General features: G+C 69.9%; 7 protein-coding genes and 4 pseudogenes. 8 read left to right on the top strand and 3 right to left on the bottom strand.

Features of this window, described 5'->3' with window-relative positions:
* Positions 1-28: 28 nt before the first annotated feature.
* The 3 genes and pseudogenes from IT882_RS01705 to IT882_RS01695 all read right to left on the bottom strand — a co-directional run bounded on the left by IT882_RS01705 (position 29) and on the right by IT882_RS01695 (position 2,869).
* Positions 29-1,279, bottom strand: a complete 1,251-nt coding sequence (locus tag IT882_RS01705; RefSeq protein ID WP_195692902.1) for a DivIVA domain-containing protein — start codon at positions 1,277-1,279, stop codon at positions 29-31.
* Between the two features lie 68 nt (positions 1,280-1,347).
* Entirely contained in the window at positions 1,348-2,190 is an 843-nt protein-coding gene (locus tag IT882_RS01700; RefSeq protein ID WP_229382239.1) for a helix-turn-helix domain-containing protein, read from the bottom strand.
* 11 nt (positions 2,191-2,201) lie between these two features.
* A pseudogene (locus IT882_RS01695) lies at positions 2,202-2,869 on the bottom strand (NUDIX hydrolase family protein).
* Between the two features lie 22 nt (positions 2,870-2,891).
* Between IT882_RS01695 and IT882_RS01690 the strand changes: the two are divergent.
* From IT882_RS01690 to IT882_RS01665, 8 genes and pseudogenes are all read left to right on the top strand, one after another.
* Positions 2,892-3,547 (top strand): annotated as a pseudogene (locus IT882_RS01690) (alpha/beta hydrolase).
* Between the two features lie 70 nt (positions 3,548-3,617).
* Positions 3,618-3,800 (top strand): PspC domain-containing protein, encoded by a 183-nt coding sequence (locus tag IT882_RS01685; protein ID WP_195692901.1) that lies wholly within the window; start codon positions 3,618-3,620, stop codon positions 3,798-3,800.
* Positions 3,801-3,967: 167 nt separating this feature from the next.
* Positions 3,968-4,654 (top strand): annotated as a pseudogene (locus IT882_RS16185) (transglutaminase family protein); the annotation flags it as partial.
* Between the two features lie 158 nt (positions 4,655-4,812).
* Complete coding sequence (locus tag IT882_RS01680; RefSeq protein WP_324253908.1) at positions 4,813-7,239, top strand: transglutaminase family protein; 2,427 nt, start codon at positions 4,813-4,815, stop codon at positions 7,237-7,239.
* Between the two features lie 128 nt (positions 7,240-7,367).
* Positions 7,368-8,575: pseudogene (locus IT882_RS16180) on the top strand (circularly permuted type 2 ATP-grasp protein); the annotation flags it as partial.
* The gene (locus IT882_RS16175; RefSeq protein WP_418887802.1) at positions 8,555-9,751 is read left to right on the top strand and encodes an alpha-E domain-containing protein; all 1,197 of its coding nucleotides are present in this window, start codon (positions 8,555-8,557) and stop codon (positions 9,749-9,751) included. The pseudogene IT882_RS16180 and the gene IT882_RS16175, both read left to right, overlap by 21 nt.
* A 25-nt stretch (positions 9,752-9,776) precedes the next feature.
* A complete protein-coding gene (locus IT882_RS01670; protein ID WP_229382235.1) occupies positions 9,777-10,670 on the top strand; it encodes a transglutaminase family protein in 894 nt (297 codons plus the stop codon).
* A gap of 218 nt (positions 10,671-10,888) precedes the next feature.
* Positions 10,889-11,896, top strand: coding sequence for a zinc-binding metallopeptidase family protein (locus tag IT882_RS01665; protein ID WP_195692900.1), 1,008 nt, complete (start codon positions 10,889-10,891; stop codon positions 11,894-11,896).
* Positions 11,897-11,933: the final 37 nt, after the last annotated feature.

Here is an 11,933-nt window from a genome sequence, read left to right as displayed (position 1 = left end):
CGAACCTCCCTCGCGGGCTTCGGCCAGACTACGCGTGCTCGGCGTCGCCGTCCCCGCCCGCGGCGATGTCGGCATCCGTCGCCGCCCCATTGTGCTCGGATTCCGCGGCCTGCGGCGTCACACCATCAGGCCGGATCATCTCCCGCACCTCGGCCATGAAGCTCGTCAGCTGATGCTGCTGCCAGCGCAGCTGTCGCGTGCGGTCTTCCGCATCGCGCAGCACGGTGTCGGTCTGCGTCGTCACGGCATCGATGATCCGCTGCGCCTTCTCCCGCGCACGGTCGAGGTGCTCGGCGGCCCGCATCCGGGCATCGGCGTCGATCTGCTGGGCCTGCGACCGCATGAGCTTGTCGAAGTCGTCGGCCTTCGCGGTGATCCGCTGCGCGTGCTCGAGCGCGGAGGCGACCTGCGCGTTCGCGTCGGTCGTGATGCGCTCGGCGTGCGCGACAGCCTGATTGTGCAGCACCAGGAACTCCTGCTGTGCGTCGTCCTGTCGGCGCGTGAGCGACTCCTCGAACTCGGCGGCCCGCATCCGCAGCTCCCGCACTGCCTCCTCGGCGGCGGCCCGCGACTGCTCGGTCTCCCGCGCCACGGTGGCCCGGGTCGTCGCGGCGGCCTTTTCAGCCTCGGTGCGGATCGCGGCTGCCTCCTGCTCGGCCTGCACGACGGCATCCGCCGAGGCCGCAGCCTCCCGCTCCAACCGAGCGGTGTGCGCGGTCAGCTCCGTCTGCATCCGAAGCCTGACCTGTTCGGCGTCGCTGTTGGCGCGCGCGATGATCTGCGCGGCATCCGCCTCGGCCTCGGCCCGGCGGCTGTCGCCCTCGGCTCCCGCGGCCTGCAACAGCTTGTCGGCTTGGTTGGTGGCGTTGTAGATGATGGTGCTCGCCTGCTCCTCGGCGACCCGGAGCACCTCCTCGAAGTGGCGCCGGTTCGGTGAGGATGCCGACCCATCGGCCAGTTCCTCCGTCAACGCGGCGATCCGACTCTCGGCATCCGCGAGCTGCGCGCGAACGGCGGTGAGGTCCCCCTCCACGCGGGCGAGGCGCTCGGCTGCGGCATCAGCTCGCGCCGCGCTCTCGGTAGCCCGCTGCGACTCGGCGGCGAGATTCGCGCTCAGGCGCGAGACCGCCGCATCCACGTCATCGCGGTCATATCCGCGAAAGACCGTGGCAAATGTCGCGCCCTGCGCAGGCGTGGGTTCCGCGGCCGCGCTCATGAGCTCGTCGAACGGCGTCGAGGGCGGGGCATCGGTGCGGGGGGATGAAGCGTTTTCTGGCATCCGGTCCTCCGGGACGTGCGGTGTCAAACTCCCCCGAGCGCACACACGATACCGCGCTCAGATGACGATCAGGTAGCCGGATGCTTGGTATCGCCCGAGCGCGACCGCACGCGGCGCCCGCCCCAGTGGCGCGCGACGTACTCGACGGCCTCGTCCACGGCGAACGAGCGCGTCGAATTGCCCACCCGAACCCACAGTTCCGTCGAGGCGCCGTCCTTGGCGTGCGTCACAAAAACGGGCCGCGGCGAGGGCGGGCACACGATCGCGCACACCATGTTTCCGTTCGGTGCGGTGGGGAACCGAACGATCGGCAGCGCTGCGGCGTTGCGGCCGAGAAGGGTCGAGAGCATGTCGCGCAACCACAGCTCGAAGCGGTCAGCGTCCGGAACCCGAAGGGTCGCGAGATCGCGCTCCAGCCCCAGCGCTTCACCGTCGTCGTTGGCGCCGACCACGAGCGTTCCGCCTCCGCTGTTGAGGAATGCAGCGACAGTCTTGGCGATCACCTGCTCCATCCGCGGATCCTTCTTGCCCTCCCGCACATTCCAGCGGGCGGTCTCTTTGAGTTCGACGCGGTCGGATTCACCCGCGGCCAACAGTGCCGCGACATCGACATCACCGGGATCGCGGCGAAGGCCGGCGAACAGGCCCGAGACCAGAAAGGTGACGAGGATGCTGGACCCGAAGGCGATCAGGAGGGTCAGCGGCTCCCACAACCGCAGCCCCGGGATGAACCAGCCCGCGACGAACAACCCGATCGCTGTCCCCAAGATCGACGTGAGGATCATGACGGGCAGCGACAGCGGGAGCCGCTCGCGAAAGACCCGCCGCATCGCGAGCGCAACGAGGTACGAGAAGAGCAACGCAATCGGCAGGCCGATCGCGTACTCGACCATCTGAAGATTGGCGGGCATAGGAATCCGGATCAGCGCAGCGCGCCGACGCTCGCGAGCGCGAGGCGTACGAGTGTTCCCCGCCCGCCTTCCATCTCAGCGGCCAGCGAGTCGGATGCTGCTTCCTCGGGCGGCATCCAGGTGACCTCGAGCGCGTCCTGACGGGGCTCGCACGTGCCGGTGACGGGCACGACGAAAGCGAGCGACACCGCGTGCTGGCGGTCGTCGAAGAAGGGACTGACGCCGGGAATCGGGAAGTACTCGGCGACCGTGAATGGAACCGGCTGCGGCGGCAGCAGCGGGAACGCCATCGGTCCGAGGTCGTTCTCGAGGTGACGGAACAACGCATCGCGCACGGTCTCGCCGTAGCGCACGCGCCCCGAGACGAGCGAGCGGGTGATCTCACCGAGCGGTGTCGCGCGCAGCAGGATGCCGACCTCGGTGACAAGGCCCACGCCGTCGGTTCGAACCGGGAGCGCCTCGACGTAGAGCATGGGCAGGCGGCGGCGGGCTTCAGCCAATTCGATATCGGTGAGCCAGCCCGGGTTCGACGCGCTTCCGGGGTGGGCGATCCGAAGGATCCGTCACCCACGGGGCGGTCCGAGCGGCCGAACGAGGCGCCGATCCCGCCGAGCGGATCGCCCGGCGTGCCCTCGTCGTCGCGCTCGTTGGGGTCGGGGTCTGGGGTCCGTACCGGCATGTCTCTTGTATACCCTGAGGCCATGAGCCAGATCGACACGCCGGCACTGTCCGGGGATGCGGTGCTCTGGTCTGAGGACCCCGAAGACCGCGTGGGGAGGCCGCTGCTCGTGCTGCTGCACGGCTACGGATCCGACGAACGCGACCTGTTCGGGCTGCGACCCTACCTTCCCGTCGGAATCACGGTCGCCGCGGTCCGCGCACCGCTCACACCGCCGTGGCCGGCCCCGGGGTACTCCTGGTACCCGATTGAAGGACTGGATGGCCGCGACCCGTCACGGGTGACGGATGCCGCCCGTCGCCTCATCGAGTGGATCGACACGCTGCCCGGGGACGACCCCGTGGGGCTTCTCGGCTTCTCGCAGGGTGCGGCGGTCTCGATGCAGGCCCTGCGCCTGGAGCCGCACCGGTTCGCGTTCGCCGTCAACCTCAGCGGCTACGTCGCTCCCGGCGATCTCGAGGGCGACGCCGCGATGGCCGAGCGCACACCGCCCGTCTTCTGGGGTCGCGGGACGCACGATGACGTCATCCCCCGGCGCTCGTGGAACACACGATGCAGTGGCTGCCCGGCCACGCCACCCTCTCGGGCGGCGCATACCCGGGACTGACGCACAGCGTCTCGGAGCAGGAACTCGCCGATGTCCGCGAGTTCCTGGACGCGCAGCTCGCCGCGCTCTGAGGGTCAGCCTTCCCGAAGACGGCGGTCATCCCCCGCGCGAGCGCCGGGCCCTCCGTTCGACAATGGGCTCATGAATCAACTCATCAGACCCCGACAGGGCCGCCTGATCGCCGGCGTGTGCGCCGCCGTCGCCGACCGCTTCGGCTGGGACCGGACCCTCGTGCGGGTCCTCACGGTCGCCGCCGTCATCTTCGCGGGTCTCTCGCTGTGGATCTACATCCTGCTCTGGATCATCATTCCGTCGGACGGATAGGGACCGTTCGCAGGACCAGATGACCCGATGCGGCGGCAGGGACACGGGAAGACCCTGTTCATCCTGCGTTCGGGACGCGCTGAGCGACGAAACGGCGGCGTGAGGCCCGGTCCGACTGGTCGGCAAACCGTAACCCGCACGCAACAGTTCTGCGCCACGCTGTGTGCATGTCGATCAAGGTGGCTCTCGAGCACCGCACTGCGTACGAGTTCGCCCGGCCCATCTCGGTCGCTCCGCACCTCGTTCGGCTGAGGCCGGCCCCGCACTCGCGAACCCCCATCGAGGCGTACTCGCTTGAGGTCAGCCCGAAGAACCACTTCGTCAACTGGCAGCAGGACCCGTTCGGCAACTGGGTGGCCCGCCTCGTCTTCCCCGAGAAGGTCGACCGCCTCGAGATCACGGTGGGCTTGGTCGCCGACATGATGGTGATCAACCCGCTCGATTTCTTCATCGAGGAGTACGCAGAGCGGTTCCCCTTCGCGTACCACCCCGACCTGGCATCCGATCTCGCCCCGTACCTGCGGCCTGTCGCCGGCAGCGGCCGCGCCCAGAAGTGGCGGGAGACCCTGCCGCCGGTCCCGGAGGACGGCGTCCCCACCGTCACATTCCTCGCCGAGCTCAACCGCGCCGTGCAGCAGCGGGTCGCGTACAGCGTGCGGATGGAAGCGGGGGTGCAGACCCCGAACCACACGCTGCGTAGCGGCATCGGCTCGTGCCGCGACAGCGCCTGGTTGCTCGTGAGCCTGCTGCGCCAGTATGGGCTGGCCGCGCGCTTCGTCTCGGGCTACCTCATTCAGCTCGCGCCCGACCAGGAGTCCCTCGACGGCCCGAGCGGCCCTGCCGCCGACTTCACCGACCTGCACGCCTGGGCCGAGGTCTACGTTCCCGGAGCGGGCTGGATCGGACTGGATGCCACGAGTGGCCTGTTCGCCGGTGAAGGGCACATCCCCCTCAGCGCGACGCCCGAACCGTCCTCGGCTGCCCCGATCTCGGGGCGACGGAGGCCGTCGAGGTGGAGTTCTCGTTCCACAACGAGGTGCGTCGCATCCACGAGGATCCCCGCACGACCCGCCCCTACACCGACGCCCAGTGGCGGCGAATCGACGGCCTCGGGCAGAGCATCGACGAACGACTCACGGCTGCCGACGTGCGCCTCACGATGGGCGGGGAGCCGACGTTCGTCTCGGTGGATGACGCGACGGCTCCCGACTGGAACACGGACGCCGACGGCGAGCACAAACGCGAGCTTGCCGACACCCTCGCTGAAAAGCTCCGCGAGCGGTACGCCGGCGGCGGCATCGTGCACCGCGGCCAGGGCAAGTGGTACCCAGGCGAGCCGCTTCCCCGCTGGAACATCGCGCTGCAGTGGCGCAAGGACGGGGTAGCTCTGTGGCAGGATCCCGCGCTGTTCGCCGACCCGTGGTCGGACGAGCCGCGCCGCGGCGCGGACGCGGATGCCGAGGCGCTGGCTCGCCGGGTGACGCAGACCCTCGGCATCCCGAACAGCCGGCTCCTGCCCGCCTACGAAGACCCGCTGGCTGCGCTGGCTGCCGAGGTGCGCAAGCCCGTCGGCGAGCCCACCGACGTCGAAGGGTTCGACGAGCACGACCTGGCCGCCCTCGACCGCGACATCGACACCCCGACCGGCTGGGTCCTGCCCCTCACGACCGACGGGCACTGGACGAGCCCCGTCTGGACATTCCGCCGGGGTCGCCTCGTGCTCAGCCCCGGAACGAGCCCCATCGGCCTGCGTCTGCCGCTGGATTCGGTGTCGTGGGCGCCACCGGACCTGACCGCGGAGCCGTCGTACCTCGAGGAGTCGCCGCTGCGCGAGCCGGCCGTGCCGGACGTGTCACTGCAGGGGGTCGCCGCCACCCCGACGACCGCCATCGCGTTCGAGGCCCGGGACGGTCAGGTGCACGTCTTCCTGCCGCCCGTCGCGCATCTGGAGGACTACACCGACCTGCTGCACGTCCTCGAGCAGGCAGCGGCGGCCACCGGCATCCGGCTCGTGATCGAGGGATACTCGGCGCCGCCTGACACCCGCCTCGAGCAACTCGTCGTCACGCCCGACCCCGGCGTGATCGAAGTGAACGTGCAGCCGGTCTCGTCGTGGGCGCAGCAGCGCGAGCTGACCACGACGCTGTACGACCTGGCCCGGAGCAGCCGCCTGTCCACCGAGAAGTTCGATCTCGACGGACTGCACACCGGCACTGGCGGCGGCAACCACATCACGATCGGCGGCATCCAGCCGATCGATTCGCCGCTGCTACGCCGACCCGACCTGCTCGCGAGCCTCATCGCCTACTGGCAGCGCCACCCGAGCCTGTCCTACCTCTTCTCGGGCCGGTTCATCGGCCCGACCAGCCAGGCTCCCCGCTTCGACGAGGGCCGGCCGGAGGCGGTGTACGAGATGGAGGTCGCACTGCGGGAGCTTCGCCGACTGGATGCCGAGGCTGCGGCATCCGGGGGCGCGACGCGACCCTGGATCGTCGACCGGGCGCTGCGACACCTGCTCACCGACCTGACCGGCAACACGCACCGGGCCGAGTTCTGCATCGACAAGCTCTACAGCCCGGATTCCAGTCGGGGCAGGCTCGGACTGCTCGAGCTGCGCGGATTCGAGATGCCGCCGCATCCGGAGCTCGCGCTCGTCCAGGCGCTGCTGGTGCGAAGCATCATCTCCTGGTTCTGGGACACGCCCTACGACGAGCCCCTCGTCCGGTGGGGAACGCGACTGCACGACGAATTCCTCCTCCCGCACGGGACGCTGCTGGATATCGAGAGCGTCGTCGACGACCTGAATCGCGCCGGCATCCCGTTCGAACAGACCTGGCTCGACGCGTTCGCGGAGTTCCGCTTCCCCCGCGTCGGGCTCACGAGGATCTCTGCCCCCGGAGCCCGCATCGAGCTCGAACTGCGCCAGGCGATCGAACCGTGGCACGTGCTCGGTGAGGAGGCCACCGGGTCGGGAACTGCCCGCTACGTCGACTCCTCGGTGGAGCGGATGCAGGTCACTGTGCGCGGCATCGACGAGCGCCGACACCTCGTGACGTGCAATGGTGTACCTGTGCCTCTCACATCGACCGGCACGCTCGGCGAGTACTATGCGGGCGTGCGCTATCGCGCCTGGCAGCCGTGGTCGGCGCTGCATCCCTCGATCGAGGTGCACTCGCCGCTGACCTTCGACGTCATCGACACCCACTCCGAAGCGAGCCTCGGCGGCGCCACGTACCACGTCGTTCATCCCGGCGGACGCGCCTACGAGCACCCGCCGGTCAACGCCTTCGAAGCCGAGGCGCGGCGCGCGAGCCGCTTCGACACACACGGTCACACCCCCGGCCGCGTCGACGTGGGAGCTCTCCGCGAGCGCGGCCGCCATGCGGCATCCTCCGACTACCCCCACACCCTCGACCTGCGCAGGACCGCCCCTGCGTGAGCGTCCTCCGCGACTACGCCGCCGCGGTCACCCAACCCACGCTGCCCTTCGCTTCACCCCGGGGATCGTCGGCGCGCTTCGACGAGGTCATCGCCCCCGACGGAACGCTGCGCCCGGCATGGCGAGCGATGGCCCCGGGGGCGCTCACCCTCACGATCGAGGACCTGTCGCGACTGAACCGTGAAGTCTCGATGCTCCTGGCCGACGAGGGCGTGACCTACAACCCTGCCGACGCAGACCCGGAGCCGTGGCGCCTGGACCCGGTCCCTCTCGTGCTCGACAGCACCGCCTGGGCGAAGCTCGATGTCGGGCTCGCCCAGCGCGCCGAACTCCTCAACGCCCTCCTGGTCGATGTCTACGGCGAGCGCCGGATGCTGCGCGAGGGGATTCTGCCGCCCGCCACCGTGCTGGGGCATGCCGGCTACATCCGCGCCGTGGCCGGGACCGGAGCCACTGACCCGCACCCGCTGCTGTTCAGCGCCACCGACCTCGGACGCGACGGCGACGGCGAGTGGCGCGTGATCTCCGACCGCGTGCAGGCCCCGTCGGGGCTCGGGTACGCGATGGAGAACCGCCGCATCGTCTCGCAGGTCGTTCCCGAGCTGTTCCACGGCGCTGCCCTGCACCGCATCGAACCCTACTTCGATGCCCTGCGCGAAGCGCTCGTCGCTGCGGCTCCGGACGCCCGGCCCGACGCGCGCGTCGTCGTGCTCAGCCCCGGCGCCCTCTCGGAAACCGCCTACGACCAGGCCTTCCTGGCAGGCATGCTGGGCTTCCCCCTCGTGCAGGGAGCCGATCTCGTCGTGCGCGACGGGAAGGTGTGGATGAAGCCCGCGGGCTGGCCTGAGACGACACCCCGCGACCGCGTCGACGTCATCCTGCGTCGCGTGGATGCCGAATGGTGCGACCCCTCGAGCTGCGCGGCAACTCACAGCTCGGCGTCGCGGGACTGACCGAGGCTGTCCGCCGCGGCGGGGTGCGCCTGGTCAACGGCCTCGGCGCCGGCGTCCTCGAAAATCCCGCACTGCTCCCGTTTCTTCCCGCGCTGTGCGAACGACTCCTGGGTGAGCAGTTGCGGCTCGACTCAACGCCGACCTGGTGGTGCGGCGATCCTGACGCGCTCGATCAGGTGACCCCCCGCCTGCTCGGTGCCGACCCGACACTCGTCGTGCGCACCATCGACGGGTCGCGGACCCCGCTCGAGGCATCCGACCCCGCGGGGCTGGTCGACCGCATCCGCCAGAGCCCCCACCGCTTCGCCGTGCAAGAGCTCCTCCCGCTCTCGCAGGCGCCGACGTGGCGCGCGCCAGCCGCCGTGGACGCGAGACCGGTGGTTCTTCGCACCTTCACGCTGCGGCACCAGTCGACCTATCGACCGCTCATCGGGGGGCTCGCTACCGCCGTGGCCGACGGCACGCTGCCGACGGCGTCGAAAGACGTCTGGGTTCTCAAGGCCGATCCGGCCGATCTCGACCAGGGCCTGCCAGACGCGACAACGGTCACCGTCGTCCAGTCGGTGCCCGAGGTCGCCCCGCGCGCACTCGATGACCTGTTCTGGTCGGGCCGCTACGCCGAGCGCGCCGAGGACCTGTTGCGGCTCGTGCTCGCGATCCGATCGGATGCCGATCAGCTCACCGCGCCGGGGCTGACCGCAGCGCAAAGCACCCAGGTTCTCGTCGGCGCCGTGCAGCGCCTGTGCGGGACCCGGTGGCTGGACCTCGACGCCGAGTTCCGGTCGGTGCTTCTCGACGGCGTCCGGCCGGGATCGGTAGCCCACTCGCTGTCGCGGCTGCGCACAACCCTGGAGGGCGTGCGCGATCAGCTCTCGGCCGACACCTGGCGGGTGTTCGCTGCCACCGACCGGGCGGGCTCCTCCCTCCGGATCACCCCGCACGCCCACGGGATCGGCGAGTCCGCGGGTCAGATGCTCACGGCGCTTCTCGCGCTGCAGGGCACGTCGGCGAACATGATCCGCGATGCCGGCTGGCACATGATCGAGACCGGCCGGGCCATCGAACGGGCGCTGCAGGTCGGCATCCTGTTGCGCGCGACGATGGTCGACCGCCTCGTCGGGGAGGTCGAACAAGAAGTGCTCGAAGCGGTGCTGCGCGCGAGCGAGAGCGTCGTGACGCACCGACGCCGGTACCGCGGTGGGCTCTACGCGAGTGGCGTGATCGACCTGCTGGTCCGCGACGCCGAGAACCCGCGCTCGCTCCGATTCGCCGTCACCCGCATCCGGGAGCACCTGGCAGCCCAGCCTCTGTCGACCGGGTCGACCCGTCCCGAGCGGCTCCTCGACCAACTCGAAGCGCAGCTCGAGGAGGTCCAGGTCGCGGACCTTGCCATGGCCATCGACGACCGTCGCTCGATGCTGCACGACACGCTCACGGATGCCGACGCGCAGCTTCGCGAGATCGCCCGCGCCATCGAAGCGCTGCACTTCTCGGCGGGGCCACCCCTGCAGACCTATGCATCACTGTCGCTGACCGAGCTCACCGGAGCACTCTCGTGACGGGAACTGCCGAGCGAGCCGCCGCATGAAGTACCTCGTCTCGCATCGCACGGTCTACGAGTACAGCGAGGACGTGCGCAACAGTCTCGGCCTCGCCCACGTCGCCCCGCGCCCGGTCGCGTGGCAGCAGATCGCCTCCCACGACGTGACGATCGATCCGGAACCGAACGACGTCAGCCACGAGCGCGACGCCTTCGGCAACGTCGTGACCTACTTCCACGTCACGGCGCCCCACCAGCGCCTCATCGTGGACGCGCGCACGGATGTCACCGTCGACTCCCCCCGCTACGACGACGCAGCCCTGGCCCTACCGTGGGAGCTGTCGCGCCCGCTCCACACACCGGACACCCCGGGTGCCTGGTCGGCTGCCGAGTTCGCCGTCGCCTCCCCGAAGGCCGAGCACGTCGCCGAAGCTCACACGTACGCCGCGGCAACCTTGACGCCGGGACGGTCGATCGGGGAAGCTGCCACCGACCTCATGCACCGCATCAAGGCCGACTTCGACTACGACAAGACGGCGACGACCGTCACGAGCTCGGTCGCCGAGGTGTTGCGGACCCGCGCCGGGGTCTGCCAGGACTTCGCGCACCTCGCCCTCGCGTGTTTGCGAAGCCACGGCGTCGCCGCGCGCTACGTCAGCGGGTACCTCGCCACCCAGCCACCTCCGGGCCGGGAACGGATCGTCGGAGCCGACGCCTCGCACGCGTGGCTCGCGGTCTGGCTGCCCGGATCGGACGAGTGGCTCGCGATTGACCCGACCAACGACCAGTGGGCGAACGACCGATATGTCACGGTCGCCTGGGGCGGGACTACGGAGACGTCTCCCCCGTCAAGGGGATCATCTTCACTACCGCGAAGCGCTCGACCCTGCGCGTCTCGGTCGATGTCGCCCCGGCACCGGCATCCTGACCCGTCCTGAGGTGCTGGGGCTCCCGCCCGGTCGCGGCTCATCCGTCCCGGAGACGTCTCGACTCCCGGCCGGTCGCAACGGCGCATCCGTGAGGCAACACGCCGCCCGCCGGCCCATCCGCTCGGCGGGTCGCAGAATCCCTGCGCCGTTGCGACCACGACCGGAACGCGAATCGGCCCGAGCGCAAGCCCCCGCTGCACGGCGAGTTCGTGTGCGAGGATTCGCCCGTGAGGTCCTACACCTGCCGCGTCTGCGGGAACCGCCTGTTCTTCGAGAACTCCGTCTGCGTCTCGTGCAAGACACCGCTCGGCTACTCCCGGACAGAGCGCGACATCGTGCCGATCGACACCGACGATCGCACGTACACGGATGCCGAGGGCACGGTGTGGCACGTGTGCGCGAACCTCGGGCTGTCGGGCTGCACCTGGCTCACGACCGAGGCCGGCGGGCTGTGCTTCAGCTGTGGCCTGACCCGGACCAGACCCAACGACGCCGACCTCGAGGGCATCTCGAACTACGCCCCCGCCGAGCGCGCCAAGCGGCACCTCATCGCGGAACTGGATGAACTCGGCATCCCGATTCTCGACCGCACCGACGACCCGCGCGGCGTCGCGTTCGACCTGCTCTCCAGCGTCGCCGAGCCGGTGACGATCGGACACGCCGACGGCATCGTGACGATCGACCTCGCCGAGGCCGAGGACGCGCACCGCGAGAAGGTCCGGGCGATGCTTGACGAGCCGTACCGCACGATGCTCGGGCACTTCCGGCACGAGGTCGGGCACTACTACGAGGCGTTTCTCATCACGGATGACGAGACCCGCGCCCGCGCGCGGGACCTCTTCGGCGACGAGACCGAGGACTACCAGGCCGCGATCGACCGGCACTATGCCGAGGGTGCTCCCGCGGACTGGCAGCAGCACTACATCTCGCAGTACGCGACCATGCACCCGTGGGAGGACTTCGCCGAGACCTGGGCCCATTACCTGCACATCAGTGACAGCATCCAGACCGCTGAGCAGTTCGACCTCCTGCGGCCCGCTCCGACCGCGTCGTTCCGGGAGCGGATCACCAAGACGTGGATGCCGCTGTCAACCGCGCTGAACATGATGAATCGGTCGATGGGGTCCGAGGATCTCTACCCGTTCGTGCTGTCGACCCCGGTGCTCGACAAACTCGAGTTCGTCGCCGATCTCGCGGCGGCGTCAGGGAAGGCGCCAGCCGCCGAGGTCGACTAGCCCGGGGCGAGCGTCGCTAACACGCTGGGGCAGGCGT

The sequence above is a fragment of the Microbacterium schleiferi genome (assembly GCF_015565955.1).
GTDB classification, from domain to species: Bacteria; Actinomycetota; Actinomycetes; order Actinomycetales; family Microbacteriaceae; genus Microbacterium; species Microbacterium schleiferi_A.
The sequence above is the reverse complement of the archived record's forward strand: the minus strand, read 5'-3'. Positions and strand labels throughout refer to the sequence as shown.

What these genes read in the sequence shown, in the direction of transcription:
- IT882_RS01705 (WP_195692902.1), bottom strand. Translation starts at nt 1,279, where the DNA reads ATGCCAGAAAACGCTTCATCCCCCCGCACCGATGCCCCGCCCTCGACG.
- IT882_RS01700 (WP_229382239.1), bottom strand. Translation starts at nt 2,190, where the DNA reads ATGCCCGCCAATCTTCAGATGGTCGAGTACGCGATCGGCCTGCCGATT.
- IT882_RS01685 (WP_195692901.1), top strand. Translation starts at nt 3,618, where the DNA reads ATGAATCAACTCATCAGACCCCGACAGGGCCGCCTGATCGCCGGCGTG.
- IT882_RS01670 (WP_229382235.1), top strand. Translation starts at nt 9,777, where the DNA reads ATGAAGTACCTCGTCTCGCATCGCACGGTCTACGAGTACAGCGAGGAC.